The 18,221-nt window shown below is 63.8% G+C and carries 17 protein-coding genes and 2 tRNA genes; 14 read left to right on the forward strand and 5 right to left on the reverse strand.

The genetic code is table 11. The annotated features are described in order from the left end of the window. The first annotated feature begins 12 nt into the window (after positions 1-12). Together AC0L27_RS19820 and AC0L27_RS19825 are read left to right on the forward strand one after the other, a co-directional pair. Positions 13-714: a hypothetical protein gene (locus AC0L27_RS19820; protein WP_473320083.1), complete on the forward strand. Its 702-nt coding sequence runs from the start codon at positions 13-15 to the stop codon at positions 712-714. Positions 715-804: 90 nt separating this feature from the next. Next, a complete protein-coding gene (locus tag AC0L27_RS19825) occupies positions 805-1,578 on the forward strand; it encodes a gamma-glutamyl-gamma-aminobutyrate hydrolase family protein (protein ID WP_354209912.1) in 774 nt (257 codons plus the stop codon). A 140-nt stretch (positions 1,579-1,718) separates the two neighbouring features. On the opposite strand, the gene AC0L27_RS19830 is transcribed toward AC0L27_RS19825, so the two are convergent. Next, positions 1,719-2,696, reverse strand: a complete 978-nt coding sequence (locus tag AC0L27_RS19830; protein WP_275171337.1) for a GlxA family transcriptional regulator — start codon at positions 2,694-2,696, stop codon at positions 1,719-1,721. A 152-nt stretch (positions 2,697-2,848) separates the two neighbouring features. Here AC0L27_RS19830 and AC0L27_RS19835 point away from each other — a divergent pair, with 152 nt between their 5' ends. Next, positions 2,849-3,106, forward strand: coding sequence for a tautomerase family protein (locus AC0L27_RS19835; protein WP_275171336.1), 258 nt, complete (start codon positions 2,849-2,851; stop codon positions 3,104-3,106). Between the two features lie 155 nt (positions 3,107-3,261). Here AC0L27_RS19835 and glnA read toward each other — a convergent pair whose 3' ends face one another. Next, positions 3,262-4,671 (reverse strand): type I glutamate--ammonia ligase, encoded by a 1,410-nt coding sequence (gene glnA / locus AC0L27_RS19840; protein ID WP_007603494.1) that lies wholly within the window; start codon positions 4,669-4,671, stop codon positions 3,262-3,264. A gap of 149 nt (positions 4,672-4,820) precedes the next feature. Further along, positions 4,821-5,159, reverse strand: coding sequence for a P-II family nitrogen regulator (locus tag AC0L27_RS19845; protein ID WP_007603495.1), 339 nt, complete (start codon positions 5,157-5,159; stop codon positions 4,821-4,823). Positions 5,160-5,540: 381 nt separating this feature from the next. On the opposite strand from AC0L27_RS19845, the gene AC0L27_RS19850 reads away from it, so the two are divergent. The 4 genes from AC0L27_RS19850 to AC0L27_RS19865 are packed head-to-tail and all read left to right on the forward strand — an operon-like array spanning position 5,541 to position 8,099. After that, positions 5,541-7,040: an NAD(P)H-hydrate dehydratase gene (locus tag AC0L27_RS19850; protein WP_354255459.1), complete on the forward strand. Its 1,500-nt coding sequence runs from the start codon at positions 5,541-5,543 to the stop codon at positions 7,038-7,040. Further along, positions 7,040-7,489, forward strand: coding sequence for a GNAT family N-acetyltransferase (locus tag AC0L27_RS19855; RefSeq protein ID WP_354209910.1), 450 nt, complete (start codon positions 7,040-7,042; stop codon positions 7,487-7,489). The genes AC0L27_RS19850 and AC0L27_RS19855 overlap by 1 nt, the downstream gene beginning before the upstream one ends. Positions 7,490-7,513: 24 nt before the next feature. Continuing rightward, on the forward strand, positions 7,514-7,810 hold the full coding sequence (locus tag AC0L27_RS19860; protein WP_354209909.1) for a type II toxin-antitoxin system RelE/ParE family toxin: 297 nt from the start codon (positions 7,514-7,516) through the stop codon (positions 7,808-7,810). 1 nt (position 7,811) lies between these two features. Beyond that, positions 7,812-8,099 carry an addiction module antidote protein gene (locus AC0L27_RS19865; RefSeq protein ID WP_007603498.1) on the forward strand — a complete coding sequence of 96 codons (288 nt, stop codon included), beginning with the start codon at positions 7,812-7,814 and terminating at the stop codon, positions 8,097-8,099. 10 nt (positions 8,100-8,109) lie between these two features. On the opposite strand, the gene AC0L27_RS19870 is transcribed toward AC0L27_RS19865, so the two are convergent. After that, a complete protein-coding gene (locus AC0L27_RS19870) occupies positions 8,110-9,426 on the reverse strand; it encodes a multicopper oxidase family protein (RefSeq protein WP_354209907.1) in 1,317 nt (438 codons plus the stop codon). A gap of 152 nt (positions 9,427-9,578) precedes the next feature. Here AC0L27_RS19870 and AC0L27_RS19875 point away from each other — a divergent pair. From AC0L27_RS19875 to AC0L27_RS19900, 6 genes are all read left to right on the forward strand, one after another. Then, positions 9,579-9,663 (forward strand) — tRNA-Leu (locus AC0L27_RS19875). Between the two features lie 173 nt (positions 9,664-9,836). Further along, on the forward strand, positions 9,837-11,198 hold the full coding sequence (tig, locus tag AC0L27_RS19880; RefSeq protein WP_354209906.1) for a trigger factor: 1,362 nt from the start codon (positions 9,837-9,839) through the stop codon (positions 11,196-11,198). A 318-nt stretch (positions 11,199-11,516) separates the two neighbouring features. After that, positions 11,517-12,152, forward strand: coding sequence for an ATP-dependent Clp protease proteolytic subunit (locus tag AC0L27_RS19885; protein WP_007603501.1), 636 nt, complete (start codon positions 11,517-11,519; stop codon positions 12,150-12,152). 442 nt (positions 12,153-12,594) lie between these two features. Next, positions 12,595-13,866, forward strand: coding sequence for an ATP-dependent Clp protease ATP-binding subunit ClpX (gene clpX, locus AC0L27_RS19890; RefSeq protein ID WP_007603503.1), 1,272 nt, complete (start codon positions 12,595-12,597; stop codon positions 13,864-13,866). 322 nt (positions 13,867-14,188) lie between these two features. Continuing rightward, the gene (lon, locus tag AC0L27_RS19895) at positions 14,189-16,612 is read left to right on the forward strand and encodes an endopeptidase La (protein WP_275171332.1); all 2,424 of its coding nucleotides are present in this window, start codon (positions 14,189-14,191) and stop codon (positions 16,610-16,612) included. Positions 16,613-16,686: 74 nt separating this feature from the next. Next, entirely contained in the window at positions 16,687-17,091 is a 405-nt protein-coding gene (locus AC0L27_RS19900) for a GFA family protein (RefSeq protein ID WP_354255525.1), read from the forward strand. A gap of 41 nt (positions 17,092-17,132) precedes the next feature. On the opposite strand, the gene AC0L27_RS19905 is transcribed toward AC0L27_RS19900, so the two are convergent. After that, positions 17,133-17,209, reverse strand: a tRNA-Val gene (locus AC0L27_RS19905). Positions 17,210-17,337: 128 nt separating this feature from the next. Between AC0L27_RS19905 and AC0L27_RS19910 the strand changes: the two genes are divergently transcribed. After that, positions 17,338-18,198 (forward strand): class I SAM-dependent methyltransferase, encoded by an 861-nt coding sequence (locus AC0L27_RS19910; RefSeq protein ID WP_473320086.1) that lies wholly within the window; start codon positions 17,338-17,340, stop codon positions 18,196-18,198. Positions 18,199-18,221 lie beyond the last annotated feature (23 nt).

An 18,221-nucleotide genomic window follows, 5' to 3' on the forward strand; every position in this document is an offset into this window, starting at 1 on the left:
AGGTGAGGGCGCTTGAGTTTCATCAGCAAGTGGGCCGGTCTGCTCGGCCTTCTCGCCGTGCTCGTGATAGGCGACCAGATCCGGATCAACCGGCCCGGTCACAAATATCGCCTCGCGGTCGAGGTGACGACGCCTGACGGGATCAAGACCGGGTCGGGCATTCTGTCCGTCGTGCCCGATCGTGGCTATAGCCGGGGCGGCCGCACCACGATGCGCGGCGAGGCTGTGTTCGTCGACCTCGGCCGGGGAAAGAACGTGGTGGCATTGCTCGCGCATCAGCAGGGCGCGAAGCTCGATCTCGACGACATCAACTATGTCGCGCTCCGCGCTTATGGCGCCGCGCGTGGCAACCGCGTCTCGTTCAACGAGCTCAACCGGCAGACCGGCGTCGTCGCGGTGCAGGGGGACCTAATGCCCGTGCTCGTGAGCTTTGGCGATCCCCTCGACCCTGCGACCGCGCGCCTTGTCGCCGGCGACCATGCGGAGGCGGTCCTGGGCGACGGCTATGCACTCCGTGGCCTTACCGCCGAAATGGTACCCAACGGGCTCTGGCCGATTGATTTCGGTGGCGAGCTCGGGGAGTCCGTGACGCGCGGGATCGAGACGAAACTGCCCTGGCTGGCCGCGCCGGGCGACGCGGCGGCGACCGCGCTGAAGGCCGCCGGCCTGCCCCTCGGCGGCCCGGCCGCGGCCGCGCCATTTGCGCGAAAATAGCATTGCCGTCCCGCGTACCCCTCTGTTGAATTTGTTCCCTCCGAGGGGCATGTTTGGAGAATCTTCTTACGGGAGAGGTCTGAACGGGAGATGAGAAAGCCGGTCGTCGGCGTGATCGGGAACGCCCATCGCGTTGAAAATCGATTTCAGGTCCAGATGGTCGGCGAGCGTAATCTGCGCGCCGTGGCCGAGGTTTCCGGCGGCCTGCCGGTGATGTTCGCGGGCTCGCCCGACATCACCGATATCGTCGCGCTGCTCGATACCGTCGACGGCATCGTGCTCACAGGCGCCCGCGCCAACGTGCACCCGACTCGCTTCAACGTCGATCCGTGTGAGGCGCACGAGCCCTACGACATCCACCGCGACGAGGTGGCGTTGGCGCTCTCGGTCGCATGCGTTGCCCGCGGTATCCCGCTGTTCGGCATCTGCCGGGGCCTCCAGGAGATGAACGTCGCCTTCGGCGGCTCGCTGCATCCCGAGATCCGCGAAATCCCGGGCCGCATGAACCATCGCATGCCCAGGCTTGAGAATGGTGAGATCCATCCTGACCCGACAGTGGTGTTCGCCGATCGTCACGACGTCGATCTGACGCCGGGCGGCGCGTTCGCAGAATTGCTCGGCTGTGACAAGATCCGGGTGAATTCGCTGCACGGCCAGGGCATCCTCGATCCCGGCAAGCGCGTGCTGATCGAGGGCATCGCCGAAGACGGCACCATCGAGGCGATCCGCATCGCGGAAGCCAAGGCCTTTGCGCTCGGGGTGCAATGGCACGCCGAATACGACCCGCAGCACAATCCGATCAACCGAAAGCTGTTCGAGGCTTTTGGCGAAGCGATGGTTGCGCGGCAGAAGGCGGCGGCGTAGGCGGACGCGCTGGAAGAAGGCAGGCACGCCCGCGCCACACCGTCATTGCGCTGGTGAATGGGCGCTGGTGGCGACGGAGATCGGGTGAACTTTCCGGACAAGTGACGCCGCGGGGAACGGGAGAGCGGCGTTCCAGCCTGCTACGCCGCCCGCTCCATCCGTCGCGCGCGATAGGCCTGCGGCGACATCAGGGTGAGCTTGCGGAACGCCTTGCGAAAGCTGCTCTCGTCCTCGTAGCCGGCCGATCTCGCGATGGTCTTGACCGGCTGCATCGTCGTCTCCAGCAACGTGCGGGCGTGCTCGACGCGCCGACGCATGATGAAGGCCTGCGGCGGCTCGCGGGTGAGTTCCTGAAACTTCCGGTTCAGCGTGCGCTCGCTGAGGCCGAGCGCATCGGCGAGCCGCTTCACCGTCATCGGACGTTTTCCGGAGCGTCGCACCAGCAGGTCGGCCTGGGTCAGCATCGGGTCCTGCGTCAGCAAATAGCCGACGGGCATGAAGATCGACTGGGTGCGCTGCGCGGTGTCGATGACGACGTAGTCCGCGCATAGTTTTGCGATCTCCTTGCCGTCGACCATCTCGATCAGCCTGAGCAGGAGATCGACCCACGACATCGGTCCGGCCGCGCAGACGATGCGGTCGGCGGTGGTGATGACGGCGTCCGGGGCGAGGTCGATGGCGGGATGACGCTGCCGCAGCTCGCTTTGCAGCCACCAGGTGATGGTGGCGCGGCGGTTGTCGAGCAGACCGGCGCCGGCCAGCAGGAACACGCCACTGCAGAACGCGCCGATCAGCCGTCCGTTCGCGTGCTGCTGCCGCAGCCAGGCGCCGGCCCGGGCATATTGCGGCTGCAGGCGTTCGGCCGTGACGTGATCGACAAGGTTGCCGGGGACGAGGATCGCGTCAAAGCGACCTCGTCTGCCAATGGCGCCGTCGACCGCGACCATCTGGCTGCCGCCGGACCGCACGGCCTTGCCGTCGAGCGAAAGCGTCTGCCAGGCGAAGCCGGGGTTGGCGCCGCTCTGCTGCATCACGTGGTTGGCGAGCGACAGGATGTCGGCGACGCCTGAGATCGCCGAATGCATGCAGCCTTCCAGCGCCAGTATTGCGAGCTTCATGGGACCTCCAGACAGGACGCGGCAATCCTACCCGATCGGCGCGCGGGCGCCATGGCGGAAATTGCCCGATCTCTGTCTTATCCGCCACTGCCGTCTCCGGCAGGCCCGGTTCAATCTCTCAACCATCGTCACACGACATATCGGAGAGAGACATGCCTTACGTCACCATTTCCACCGTCCGCGGCATCCTGGATGTCGCGCAGAAGAAGGCACTGCTCGAGCGCGTCACCGACCTCCTGGTCGAGGTTGAAGGGCAGGGCAACCCGGAATTCCGCCGCAACGTCTGGGTCAGGATCGAGGAGCAGGAGCCCTCACATTGGTCGCTCGGCGGCATGCAGCCGACGGCGGAGATCATCGCCGGCACGTTCGGCGCGATCGGGACGGATGGGGTGCGGATCGCGAAGACGTAGAACGGTAGGAGGGGTAGAGCGCAGCGAAGCCCATCGCCATCGCGAGTTGCGAGATGATGGGTTTCGCAAGGGCTCCACCCACCTACGGTTTCCCCAATACGAAAGGCGCCTCCTTTTGGAAGCGCCTTTTGCTTGTCGCAGGAATTTCGGGCGGCTTAGCCCGAATAGTACATCTCGAACTCGACGGGATGCGGGGTCATTTCGAAGCGGGCGACTTCGGTCATCTTCAGCTCGATATAGGCGTCGATGAAGTCGTCGTCGAACACGCCGCCGTTCTTCAGGAAGCCGCGGTCCTTGTCGAGGTTTTCGAGCGCCTCGCGCAGGCTGCCGCACACGGTCGGGATCTGCTTCAGCTCTTCCTTCGGCAGATCGTAGAGGTCCTTGTCCATCGCCGGACCCGGATCGATCTTGTTCTTGATGCCGTCGAGGCCGGCCATCAGCATCGCGGCGAAGCCGAGATAGGGATTGGCGAGCGGATCTGGGAAGCGCACCTCGACGCGCTTGGCCTTCGGCGAAGCGGTGTAGGGGATGCGGCAGGAGGCCGAGCGGTTGCGCGCCGAATAGGCGAGCAGCACGGGGGCCTCATAGCCCGGGACCAGGCGCTTGTAGGAGTTGGTCGACGGGTTGGTGAAGGCGTTGATCGCCTTGGCGTGCTTGATGATGCCGCCGATGTAGTGGAGGCAGGTCTCCGACAGGTCGGCGTATTTGTTGCCGGCGAACACCGGCTTGCCGTCCTTCCAGATCGACTGGTGCACGTGCATGCCCGAGCCGTTGTCGCCGAAGACCGGCTTCGGCATGAAGGTGGCGGTCTTGCCGTAGATGTGCGCGACCTGGTGGATGCAGTATTTGTAGATCTGCATGTGGTCGGCCATCAGCGTCAGCGTGTCGAACTTCATGCCGAGTTCGTGCTGGGCGGAAGCGACTTCGTGATGGTGCTTCTCGACCTTCACGCCCATCTTGGCCATGGCGCCGAGCATCTCCGAGCGCATGTCCTGCACGGAGTCCTGCGGCGGCACCGGGAAGTAGCCGCCCTTGGTGCGGACACGATGGCCGAGATTGCCGCCTTCGTATTCGGTGTCGGAGTTGGTCGGCAGCTCCGAGGAGTCGAGGCGGAAGCCGGTGCTGTAGGGGTTAGCGGAGAAGCGCACGTCGTCGAACACGAAGAACTCGGCTTCGGGGCCGACGAACACGGTGTCGCCCACGCCCATCGACTTCACCATCGCCTCGGCCTTCTTGGCGATGCCGCGGGGGTCGCGATTGTAGGGCTCGCCGGTGGTCGGCTCGAGCACGTCGCAGGTGATGACCATGGTGGTCTCGGCGAAGAACGGATCGATCGTCGCGGTCACCGGATCGGGCATAAGGCACATGTCGGACTCGTTGATCGCCTTCCAGCCGGCGATCGAGGAGCCGTCGAACATCGTTCCCTCAGCGAAAATGTCTTCATCGATCATGCTGATGTCGAAGGTGACGTGCTGCCACTTGCCGCGCGGATCGGTGAAGCGCAGGTCGACGTATTTGACGTCGTTGTCCTTGATCGATTTCAGGACGTCTTTGGCGGTCTTCATGCATACCCCTTTTGGCTCTGCGGGTCGGTTTCCAAGCTTCAAGCGACCGTGTTCACGCTTCTTGAGGCGCGCGAGGCACAAACAAAATGAGGCCGCCGAAGCAGCCTATTTCTTGTCAGAATGTCGCAAAATGCGGGATAGCACCCGGCTCAGATAGCGTCCAGCCCGGATTCGCCGGTTCGGATGCGGATCGCCTCTTCGATGTTGGAGACGAAGATCTTGCCGTCGCCGATGCGCCCCGTTTGCGCGGCGCGGCGGATTGCGTCGATGGCGCGCTCGACCAGATCGTCGCCGATCACGATCTCGATCTTCACCTTGGGCAGGAAGTCGACGATGTATTCTGCGCCGCGGTACAGCTCGGCGTGACCCTTCTGCCGGCCGAAGCCCTTGGCTTCGGTGACGGTGATGCCCTGAAGGCCGACTTCCTGAAGCGCTTCCTTCACCTCGTCGAGCTTAAATGGCTTGATGATGGCTTCGATTTTCTTCACTGCGCGCCTCCCGGCCTTTCGAACAAATAGCAACGTCTTCGTCAGGATGCGCTTTTCATGACGCACGATCTTGTCTTCGCTATGCCGGGATCCCTGACCAGTCCGGCAACAACGGCCGGCCACACCCTGATAAATGCCAGTGAGCACGACGAACCGAAGCGACTTCCGCGAAAGCAGGGTCTATGCCAATTTGCAAATGCCCTGATTGTTGGAGCGTTATCAGCCTTTTAACGTGCAGCTCTGATAGGTGGCGCCGACCCGCACAAAATACCGCAGACTACGAAATAGGCAAACGGTTCAATATCTGTGCAGATCGCTGTTCCGTCGGATAGCCCGGTGCGGAACGTGCCTCTTGAAAAGGCTTTTGGACAGGGAAGTGGCATGGAAGTTCTGACCAACGCCGAAATGCAGCGCGCCGACCAGCTCAGCATTGCGGCAGGCACCCCCGGCTTCAAGCTGATGCTCAGCGCCGGCCAGGCGGTCGCCGAGGCCGCCCACGCACTGGTGGAGGAGGGGCCGATCCTGATCGTGGCCGGCCCGGGCAATAATGGCGGTGACGGTTTTGTTGCAGCCGCCGAGCTGGCCGCGCAAGGCCGCGAGGTCTCGGTGATCCTGATGTGCGAGCGCGACCAGCTCCAGGGCGACGCGGCCTCGGCGGCGCGGGGCTGGAAGCACCCGGTGCTTCCGTTCAACCCGCAGGCGATCGGGCGACCGGCGCTGATCATCGATGCGCTGTTCGGCGCGGGCCTCAGCCGTCCTGTCGACGGCGAGGCGCGTGAGATGATCGAGGCGATCAACGGCAACGGTGCGCCGGTGCTCGCGGTCGATCTGCCGAGCGGCATCAACGGCACCAGTGCGGCCGTGCTGGGCGTGGCGGTGAACGCCACCGAGACCGTCACCTTCTTCCGCAAGAAGCCGGCGCATCTGCTGCTGCCGGGGCGGATGCATTGCGGACACGTCCGTGTCGCCGATATCGGCATCGAGGCGCAGGTGCTGGACGAGATCGCGCCGCAGATTTTTGAGAACGATCCGGACTTCTGGGGCGCCGCCTTTCCGGTGCCGCGCATCGACGGCCACAAATACGCGCGGGGCCATGTGCTGGCGGTCTCGGGCGATGCGGCCGCGACCGGTGCAGCGCGTCTCGCCGCGCGCGGAGCGCTACGCGCCGGCGCGGGCCTGGTGACTCTGGCCACTCCGCGTGATGCTCTCGCGATCAATGCGGCTGCGCTCACCGCGGTGATGGTTCGCCCCGTCGATACCGCCATCGAGTTCGGCGAGCTGCTCGGTGACAAGCGCTACAACACCTGCATGATCGGCCCCGGCGCGGGTGTCGGCGAGCGCACCTGCGATCTCGTCCACACGGCGCTTAACGCGCAGCGGCGCCTGGTGCTCGACGCGGATGCGCTGACGAGCTTTGCCGCCAATCCCGAGCGCCTGTTCGAATCGATCAAGACGTCGCACGACAAGGTGGTGGTGCTGACACCGCACGAGGGCGAGTTCCCGCGCCTGTTCTCCGACCTCAGCAACAAATATCCGGGACGCTCGAAGATCGAGCGCGTGCGCGCCGCCGCCGAGCGCTCCGGCGCGGTCGTGCTGCTGAAGGGCCCGGACACCACGATCGCCGCGCCCGACGGCCGCGCCACCATCGCCGCCAACGCGCCGCCCTGGCTCGCTACCGCGGGCGCCGGCGACGTGCTCGCCGGCATTATCGCAGGGCTGCTGGCGCAAGGCGTGCCGGCATTCGAAGCCGCCAGCATCGCCGTGTGGATGCATGGCGAAGCGGGGAGCGAGGCGGGGCCGGGCCTGATCGCGGAGGATCTCACTGAGACGCTGCCCGCCGTTCACCGGCGGATCTATGGTGCGCTGGGGGTGGAATACTGATGCTCAGGCAGCTCGCGCTCACCGATATGGGCGCGGCGGCGCAGGTTCACCGGGCTGCATTCGACCATGCGATGCCCTGGCTCGCTGGGCTGCATATGCCGGACGAGGATCGCTGGTTCTACCGCGAGCGTGTGTTCGCGACGTGCCGCTTGTGGGGACGCTTCGACGGCGATGTACTGAGCGGGATCATCGCTTTCCGTGACGGCTGGATCGAGCAGCTTTACGTGCTTCCTGCTGTTCAAGGGCGCGGCGTCGGCACCGAACTGCTCGATGTCGCCAAGCAAGCCAGCGAACGGCTGGAGCTCTGGACTTTCCAGCGCAACACGTTGGCGCGGCGCTTCTATGAAGCGCGCGGGTTCACGCTGATCGAGCAGACCAACGGGACCCGAAACGAGGAGAAAGAACCCGACGCTCGGTACCTCTGGATGCGTAGGCCACTTGATTTGTGAAAAATTGTAGTCTAAAAACTACATGTGATTGAGCTCAAGCAAACTGAGACGTTTCGGAAGTGGCGATCACGTCTCAAGGATGAGCGTGCAAGAGCGCTGATTGCGTCGCGATTGGATCGGTTGGCTCATGGGCACCCAGGCGACGTCGAACCGGTAGGCGACGGTGTTAGCGAGCTGCGGATTCATCACGGGCCCGGATATCGCATCTATTTTCAGAAGCGGGGCAACGCGATCATCGTTTTGCTGTGTGGGGGCGACAAGAGCACGCAGGTGAAAGACATCAAGGCGGCGAAGCGCCTTGCCGAGATGTGGAGCGAATGAGATGGGCGAGAAACTGACGACCTATGACCCGGCCGAAGACCTGCAGTCTGACGAGGCCATTGCCGTGTTCATGGAAGAGGCGTTCAAGACCGAGGATGCGGCCTATATCGCTCATGCACTTGGGGTCGTCGCCCGCGCCAAGGGGATGACGCAGATCGCCAAAGAGACTGGTCTTTCTCGCGAGCAGCTCTATCGCTCGTTCAGCACCAACGGCAATCCGACGCTGAAAACGACTATTGCGGTGATGAAGGCGCTCGGGATCGAACTCACAGCCAAGCCGCACGCCTGATCGGCGCGCCTCACTCCACCCAGTACCAGCGCACCAGTCGCGGCGCTGCCCAATCGGTTACGACGGATTCCATCAGCCATCGGCCGGGACCTCTGGCCTCGAATGCGATGCGCTGGGTCTGGCCGGGTTCGATCGCGAGCGTGTCGAGCCAATACGGCTTCCAGCCGTCGTCGAGCTTGTCGAGCAGGCGGAAATGGTGGCCATGGAGATGGAAGACGGTGGCGACGGGTGCGGGGTTCTTGAGGGCCAGCACGACGGAGCGGCCGGCCTTGGCGCGAAAGGCGGGGGCGGACGACGTCGAGAAATTTGCGGGCCGTATCCACCCGGCGTCGGCTACCCCGAGCGCGACATCGAATCGAAGGGCGCCTTTCAGATCAAGCCGGTCGGGCAGCTCATTCGGAGGGAGCGGCTGCGGTGGCAACAGCGGCGCGCGCCGGTCAAGCTTGCCTGGGACAGTAAGTCGGCCGACCTGACGCGCCTCCTTGCCGTCGTGCAGCAGGAATGGGGCCGAAGCGGCCGCATCCACAAAGGCGTCGGCGCGTGCGCCGGGGGCCAGCACCAGGGCGCCGTTGCGAGCCGTGAACGGCTCGGCCGGCTGTCCGTCCAGGGCCAGCACCTGGATCTCGTGACTTTCCAATTTGATCGCCAGAACAGAACGTTGCGAGCCGTTGATAAAGCGCAGCCGCAGCCGCTCATTCGCCGAAGCTGAGAGTTCGAATGAAGTCGTTCCGTTGATTGTATAGAGCGGGGATGTGTCCTTCGGGTCCCGGCCCGGGACAAGCGCGGTCCCATCCGGCCGCAGCCGCCATTCCTCGATCAAGAGGACCACGTCGCGATCAGCGGCGACCGCGTTGGTCTCGGTGGCGATAATCGGAAGGGGGCGGGCGGGCTGCTTCAGGCCGTCCTCGAACAGCCGGAAGTCGGCCAGCAGGGTTCCGGCGTTTGGCACTGAAATGATTGATGTTTCCGTCGCCTCCGGGGCCGTCGGCGCGCGTCCGCGAAGCGGGTCGGCGGCGGCCGGGCCATTCAGGCCGTACCAGACTGGTGCAAGCGGTACAGGCAGGTCGTTGCGAAAGACCACCTCGCAGCGGTCGCCACGTTTGAGACGGACGTCCCCCAGGTGGCTTACGGCGGCCAGCTCCCAGACGGGTGTCGGCGGTTGATTCGGCCTCAGAGCCAGCGTTGCCGGCCTTGCCTGCAGCGCGAGCTGGGCGGTCACGAGCGGACCTGCGCCGCCGGCGATCAGCCCGGCCGCAGAGGCCCCGACGCCGAGTCCAAGTCCGGCCAAAACCTCGCGCCTCGTCGGGTCGAATATCCGCGTTTTCATCGCCGATCCGGACCACGCCGTGCTGGATAAGTCCAGCCGTCGTGCCTAGGTGAAGCCTGCCTCGATCGGGCCATTTTTTTGCTGCGAACAGGCGGGCACATGCTATAAGCCCGCCGCCCGCGGCATCGCGGCCGGTCTTGATGCAAATTTACGCGGGCGTGGCGGAACTGGTAGACGCGCTGGATTTAGGTTCCAGTGACGAAAGTTGTGGGGGTTCGAGTCCCTCCGCCCGCACCAAGCGCTTTCAGCGTTTGCACGGATTACGCGATCTGCTCCCGCGCGGATGTTTGTCCGCCGGAAGCCGGTCCGATGAACCACCGGCGTTGAGGCGTTCGCCTCGCGCCGGATCGATTAATGACAGCGCCCCGACGCATGCGCGCCGGGACCGAACGAGAAGAAGATTGGACACCATGCAGGTCACAGAAACCCTCTCGGAAGGTTTGAAGCGCGAGTTCAAGATCAGCGTTCCCGCGTCTGATCTCGACGCCAAGGCCGGTGCCAAGCTCGTCGACCTCAAGGACAAGGTCCGCATCAACGGCTTCCGTCCCGGCAAGGTGCCGGTCACGCACCTCAAGAAGGTCTATGGCCGCTCGGTGATGGCCGAGACCATCGACCAGACCATCCGCGACACCAACACGCAGCTGTTCTCCGAGCGCGGCTTCCGCCTGGCGACCGAACCGAAGATCACCATGCCGACCGAGCAGGCCGAGGTCGAGGAGCTGCTCAACGGCAAAACCGATCTGACCTACACGGTTGCGATCGAGGTGGTACCGTCGATCGCGCTCGCCGACTTCAAGACCTTCGAGGTCGAGAAGCCCGTCGCCGAAGTCACCGACGCCGACGTCGACGAGGCGATCAAGCGCATCGCCGATTCGAACCGTGGCTATGCCGCGAAGGGCGAGGGCGCCAAGGCCGAGTCGGGTGATCGCGTCACCGTCGCCTTCAAGGGCACCATCAACGGCGAAGCCTTCGAGGGCGGCGCCGGCGAGGGCATCCAGGTCGTGATCGGATCCAACACCTTCATCCCCGGCTTCGAAGAGCAGCTCACCGGCATCGCCACTGACGAGACCCGCACGCTGAAGGTGGCGTTCCCCAAGAACTACATGAACGACAAGCTCGCGGGCCAGCCGGCCGAGTTCGAGACCACCGCGACGCTGATCGAGGCGCCGCAGGATCTCGCGATCGACGACGAGTTCGCCAAGACGCTCGGCCTCGAATCGCTGGACAAGCTGAAGGAAGCGGCACGCGAGCGGCTGGTCGCCGAGTTCGCGACCGCGACGCGCCAGCGCGTCAAGCGTGCGCTGCTCGACCGCCTCGACGAGGCCCATCGCTTCGAGGCTCCGCCCTCGCTGGTGGACGAGGAGTTCAATCTGATGTGGAACTCGGTGAAGGCCGAGATGGACTCCGCCGGCAAGACCTTCGCCGACGAGGACACCACCGAAGACGCCGCCAAGGAAGAGTACCGCAAGATCGCCGATCGCCGCGTGCGGCTCGGCCTCGTGCTCTCCGAGATCGGCGAGAAGAACAAGATCTCCGTGACCGACGACGAGGTCGGCCGCGCCGTGATCGAGCGGGCGCGCTCGATGCCGGGCCGCGAGAAGGAGGTCTGGGACTATTACCGCAGCAACGCCCAAGCGTTGGCCCAGCTTCGTGCACCGATCTATGAGGACAAGGTGGTCGACTTCATCCTCGAGCTTGCCAAGGTGACCGAGAAGAAGGTCTCGCGCGACGATCTCTACAAGGACGACGAGGCGGAAAAGACCGCCGCCTGAGGGCTGCAGGAGAGCCTTTAGGATAGCCGTGCATTAAGGATGATCAGCGAAGAGGTCGAGCTAGCCAGGTGGCCGGCTGGGCCTCTTTGTACGAATCAGCTTCAACTGCCGCACGGATTAAGCCTTAATTCGCTCCGCACTTGTCAGGAACGAATTGGGCTATATCTGTCGCTACGCCTTCTGCTTCTGCCAAGTTCTTCTACTAAGTCTTCTGCCAAGTTCCTGCATCACGGGACGTCCATCGGCCTTCCGGCAGATCCAGCCCCGACTGGCAGCCGGGACTGGCGGTGTCCGCCTCTTCAAAACCCTAGGTGACTCATGCGCGATCCGGTTGAAACCTACATGAACCTCGTGCCCATGGTGGTCGAGCAGACCAACCGTGGCGAGCGCGCCTACGACATTTTCTCGCGCCTTCTGAAGGAGCGCATCATCTTCCTGACCGGGCCGGTCGAGGACGGCATGTCGACGCTGATCGTCGCGCAGCTGTTGTTCCTTGAGGCGGAAAATCCGAAGAAGGAAATCTCGATGTACATCAACTCGCCGGGCGGCGTGGTGACGTCGGGCCTCGCGATCTACGACACCATGCAGTTCATTCGCCCGCCGGTCTCGACGCTGTGCACGGGACAGGCCGCCTCGATGGGCTCGTTGCTGCTCTGTGCCGGCGAGAAGGACATGCGCTTCTCGCTGCCGAACGCGCGCATCATGGTGCATCAGCCCTCCGGCGGCTTCCAGGGCCAGGCCACCGACATCATGCTGCACGCCCAGGAAATCCTGAACCTGAAGAAGCGGCTCAACGAGATCTACGTGAAACACACCGGCCAGACCTACAAGGCGATCGAGGATGCGCTGGAACGCGACAAGTTCCTGACCGCGAGCGACGCCAAGGAGTTTGGCCTGGTCGACAGGGTTATCGACAAGCGCGCCGAGGAAACCGCGGCGCCGAAGACCCCGTAGCACTACTGTGACGGCGACCCCTTTGGGATCGCCGGCACCATCAGGGAGCGTTCACGTTAAGGACACGTGCGCGCGTCGCAAAACGCAGTTTTGCGCCCTGCGACAGGCAGAAAGTTCCGCTTTCGTGCTTGTTTTTCGTGGCAATCCAGCAACGCCGGGGTGATTTCGATCACTTCGCCCGTGCCAAGACCGGAAATCACGGTATTGTCACGGGTAGCCGGCGCCCCTCGATTAGCGAATTCTTGATAGTCGGGTGACAGCATGGTTCGCTACGACTGATCGGCTATGATCGCGGAGATATCGAGTGACCGTGATTCGCACGGCATGTAACGCGTAGGGTCTTTTTTGGTACGGAATTTGCTCTATTTGAAGGACTGTACCGGCTGTCGTGCCGGAATAGGGCGATCGAGCGGACGGGATCGAACCGCGGACGGAGACATGAATGAGTAAGGTCGGCACGAGCGACTCCAAGAACACGCTGTATTGCTCGTTCTGCGGCAAGAGCCAGCACGAAGTGCGCAAACTGATCGCGGGTCCCACGGTCTTCATCTGCGACGAGTGCGTTGAGCTCTGCATGGACATCATTCGCGAGGAGAACAAATCCTCGCTGGTGAAGTCGCGCGACGGGATTCCGACGCCGAAGGAAATCTGCAAGGTGCTGGACGATTACGTGATCGGCCAGAACCATGCGAAGAAGGTCCTCTCGGTCGCGGTGCATAATCACTACAAGCGCCTCAACCACCAGACCAAGCACAACGACGTCGAGCTTGCGAAGTCGAACATCCTGCTGATCGGTCCGACCGGTTCGGGCAAGACGCTGCTCGCGCAGACGCTCGCTCGCATCCTGGACGTGCCGTTCACGATGGCGGATGCGACGACGCTGACCGAAGCCGGCTATGTCGGCGAGGACGTCGAGAACATCATCCTGAAGCTGCTCCAGGCCGCCGACTACAATGTCGAGCGTGCCCAGCGCGGCATCGTCTATATCGACGAAATCGACAAGATCAGCCGCAAGTCCGACAATCCCTCGATCACGCGCGACGTGTCGGGAGAGGGCGTGCAGCAGGCACTGCTCAAGATCATGGAAGGCACGGTGGCTTCGGTCCCGCCGCAGGGCGGGCGCAAGCATCCGCAGCAGGAATTCCTGCAGGTGGACACCACCAACATCCTGTTCATCTGCGGCGGTGCGTTCTCGGGTCTTGAAAAGATCATCTCGGCACGCGGACGTTCGACCTCGATCGGTTTCGCCGCCCAGGTGCTCGCGCCGGAAGACCGCCGTACCGGCGAGATATTCCGTCACGTAGAGCCGGAGGATCTCCTGAAGTACGGCCTGATCCCGGAATTCGTCGGCCGTCTGCCCGTCGTGGCGACGCTGGAGGATCTGGACGAAGCTTCGCTCAAGAAGATCCTGGTCGAGCCGAAGAACGCGCTGGTGAAGCAGTACCAGCGGCTGTTCGAGATGGAGAACATCGAGCTGACCTTCGCCGACGAGGCGCTTGGCGCGGTGGCCCGAAGGGCGATCGAGCGCAAGACCGGTGCGCGCGGGCTGCGTTCGATCCTCGAGGCGATCCTGCTCGAGACCATGTTCGACCTGCCGGGCCTCGAAGGTGTGGAAGAAGTCGTGATTTCCCGCGAAGTCGTGGAAGGAACGGCGCGTCCGCTCTACATCTACGCCGATCGGTCCGATCGCGCCGTTGAGAACGCCAGCGCCTGATTTGCGGCGCTGGAACGCTCCAATCGTCTCCTCAAGCAAGGGCTGCGGAAAGTATCTCCGCAGCCGGTGTTGCGTCGCTTATTTGCGTGCGTAAGCGCCTGATGGCGCGCGTCTTCAATGACTTGACACCCCCCGGGTCGATAGCCACCTAATGTCGGCGGCGAGCAAAAATTCTCTTCAAGATTCGCCTCAGTTCCGATCCGGCGAGCCGGTCCAACCTCAAAAGGACCGACCGGTTTTGCCGATCACCTCGGCACCTTGTGGCGGTTGCGCATGAGCATGGCGGGCTGCGTGCAAGGGGGCAAAGCAAAAGGAAAAGGCCATGACCAATCCAAAACCCAGGCCAACCATCGTTCATGGCGAAACGCACGCTTATCCCGTGCTGCCGCTGCGCGACATCGTCGTCTTCCCGCACATGATCGTTCCGCTCTTCGTCGGCCGCGAGAAGTCGATCCGCGCGCTCGAAGAGGTGATGAAGAACGACGCGCTGATCATGCTCGCGACCCAGAAGAACGCGTCCGACGATGATCCGGCACCCGATTCCATTTACGAGACCGGTACGCTTGCCAGCGTGCTCCAGCTCTTGAAGCTTCCCGACGGCACCGTGAAGGTGCTGGTCGAAGGGCTCGAGCGAGCGCGCGTGCAGAAGTACACCGATCGCGCCGACTATTACGAAGCAACGGCGATTGCGCTCGCTGACACCGATGCGAAGTCGGTCGAGGCGGAGGCCATGGCGCGCTCGGTCGTGTCCGACTTCGAGAGCTATGTGAAGCTCAACAAGAAGATCTCGGCCGAGGTGGTCGGCGTCGTGCAGGCGATCACCGATTTCGCCAAGCTCGCCGACACCGTCGCCTCGCATCTCGCCGTCAAGATCGCGGATCGCCAGGGCATCCTGGAGACGCTGTCGGTCACGCAGCGCCTCGAGAAGGTGCTGGGCCTGATGGAGAGCGAGATCTCGGTGCTCCAGGTCGAGAAGCGCATCCGCTCGCGCGTCAAGCGCCAGATGGAGAAGACCCAGCGCGAGTACTATCTCAACGAGCAGATGAAGGCGATCCAGAAGGAGCTCGGCGACGACGACGGTCGCGACGAGCTCGCCGATCTCGAAGAGAAGATCTCCAAGACCAAGCTCTCCAAGGAAGCGCGCGAGAAGGCGCAGCATGAATTGAAGAAGCTGCGCCAGATGTCGCCGATGTCCGCGGAAGCGACTGTCGTGCGCAACTATCTGGATTGGCTGCTGTCGATCCCGTGGAACAAGAAGTCCAAGGTGAAGAAGGATCTGGAGGCCGCGCAGGCGGTTCTGGATGCCGATCACTATGGGCTGGAGAAGGTCAAGGACCGCATCGTCGAGTATCTCGCCGTGCAGTCGCGCGCCAACAAGTTGACCGGCCCGATCCTGTGCCTGGTCGGCCCTCCCGGCGTCGGCAAGACCTCGCTCGGCAAATCGATCGCGAAGGCGACGGGGCGCGAATTCGTTCGCGTCTCGCTCGGCGGCGTGCGCGACGAGGCCGAGATCCGCGGTCATCGTCGCACCTATATCGGTTCGATGCCCGGCAAGATCATCCAGTCGATGCGGAAGGCGAAGTCGTCCAATCCGCTGTTCCTGCTGGACGAGATCGACAAGATGGGCGCCGATTTCCGCGGCGATCCGTCCTCGGCGCTGCTCGAGGTCCTAGACCCCGAGCAGAACGCGACCTTCAACGACCACTACCTCGAGGTCGACTACGATCTGTCTAACGTGATGTTCATCACGACCGCGAATACGCTCAATATTCCCGGCCCCCTGATGGACCGCATGGAGATAATCCGGATCGCGGGCTACACCGAGAACGAGAAGGTCGAGATCGCGCGCAAGCACCTGATCCCGAACGCGGTGTCCAAGCATGGCCTGGACTCCAAGGAGTTCTCGATCGACGACGACGCGCTGCTGCTTCTGATCCGCCGCTACACCCGCGAAGCGGGCGTGCGTAACCTGGAGCGTGAGCTCTCCACACTCGCCCGCAAGGCGGTGAAGGAGCTGATGATCTCCAAGAAGAAGTCGGTCAAGGTCACCGAGAAGACTCTGGAAGAGTTCCTCGGCGTCCCGAAGTACCGCTTCGGCGAGATCGAGAGCGAGCCGCAGGTCGGCATCGTCACCGGACTTGCCTGGACCGATGTCGGCGGCGAGTTGCTGACGATCGAAGGCGTCATGATGCCCGGCAAGGGCAAGATGACGGTCACGGGCAATCTGCGCGACGTGATGAAGGAGTCGATCTCGGCAGCGGCGTCCTACGTCCGCTCGCGCGCGATCGTCTACGGCATCGAGCCGCCGCTGTTCGACCGGCGCGACATCCACGTGCACGTGCCGGAAGGCGCGACGCCGAAGGACGGTCCGTCGGCGGGCGTGGCGATGGCCACCGCAATCATCTCGGTCATGACCGGCATCCCGGTCCGCCACGATGTCGCGATGACCGGCGAGATCACGCTGCGCGGCCGCGTGCTGCCGATCGGCGGCCTGAAGGAGAAGCTGCTGGCTGCTGCCCGCGGCGGCATCAAGACGGTGCTGATCCCCGAGGACAACGCCAAGGATCTCACGGAGATTTCCGATGCGATCAAGGGCGGCATGGAGATCATCCCGGTCTCCCGCCTCGACGACGTCGTCGCCAAGGCGCTGGTGAAGAAGCCGGTGCCGATCGTCTGGGAAGAGGACACCAAGGTGACGGTGAAGCCGGACGGCGACGAAGCCGCTGGCGGCCTGACCGCTCACTGAGATCGCAGCTCGAAAAAGATGATAAAACGGCGCCTTCGGGCGCCGTTTTTGTTTGGGGGCAGCGGATGACGACAATGCACATCGACGGGCAATGCCATTGCGGCCAGATCACCTTTGAAGCGGAGATCGATCCCGAGACGGTGTCGGTCTGCCACTGCCGGGACTGCCAGACCCTGACGGGCTCGCCGTTCAGGGTGACCGCGATCTGCACCAAGGTCGACGTGAAGCTGACCAGCGGAACCCCCAGGATCTACGGCAAGCGTGGCGCCAACGGCCGGATGCGCTTTCAGCACTTCTGTGCCGAGTGCGGTTCCCCGCTGTTCACGAGCGGCGAGGGCGACCAGGAGGACGACTGGGGTATCCGCTGGGGCAGCATCCGCCAGCGCGACACATTGCGGCCCATCAGGCAGATCTGGTGCCAGTCGGCGGCGGTCTGGATCGACGCGGTGCCGCTGCTGCCGGGCCGGCCGGGGGATTGAGCTTCGGGTTGCCCAGCCGTAGCCCGCGAGCGAGCGAAGGCTGGTGGGCGGTCACGGATTCGAACCGCGGACCCTCTCGGTGTAAACGAGATGCTCTAACCAGCTGAGCTAACCGCCCCACGGCGCCTCTTTAGCGCCCCCGCGGGTGTTGGAGCAAGAGGCGGCCACACCGCAAACTGCTCTCATTTGGGCCGCTTGATGAGCTTCCGGCGTGGTATCACGACCGGCAAAACGACAGAGGCTCCAATGGAACAACCGAGCGGACACGAGCAGAACGCCGATCAGATCGCTTACTGGAATGGCCCCAGCGGGCAGCGCTGGGCCGATCGCCATGCGGCGCAGGAGAGCCTGCTCGGGCCCATTGCCGACGTGCTGATCGCCCGCGCCTGGCCGAAGCCGGGTGAGCGCGTCCTCGACGTCGGCTGCGGCTCCGGTGCGACGACGTTCGCGTTCGCGAAGGCTGTCGCGCCTGATGGCTTCGCGCTCGGGCTCGACGTCTCCGAGCCGATGCTGTCGCAGGCACGCGCGTTTGCGCCAAAAGGCCTGCCGCTCGATTTCGTGCTGGCGGATGCGACGGTGCATTCGTTCGAGCCGGCGAGTTTTGACCTGCTGGCCTCGCGCTTCGGCGTGATGTTCTTCGCCGATCCGATCGCGTCTTTCACTAATCTCCGCCGCGCACTGAAGCCGACGGGGCGGCTGGCGTTTGCCTGCTGGCGCGAGCCGAAGGAAAATCCCTGGATGATGGCGCCGTTGATGGCGGTCTACAAACATGTGCCCAAGATGCCACCGGTCGGGCCGGACGAGCCGGGCCCGTTCGCCTTTGCTTCCGAAGAGCACGTGACACGCATCCTGAAAGGCGCGGGCTTCGTCGACGTCGCGATGGAGCCGCACAATCTCGCGATGGATGTCGCGATCGGCGGCGGGCTCGATGCCGCCGTCGAGGGCTCGCTCCAGATCGGCCCGGCCAGCCGCGCGCTGCAGGGCCATCCTCCGGAGACATATACCGCGGCAAAAGCCTCGATCCGCGAGATGCTGGCGCCGTTCCTGAAGGGGCAGAGCGTGGCGCTCCAGGGCGCGATCTGGATCGTGACGGCGAAGGCGGCGTAGGCGTCGCTGTCTAGGCGTCGCCG

It is taken from the genome of Bradyrhizobium sp. Ken51, assembly GCF_055807435.1.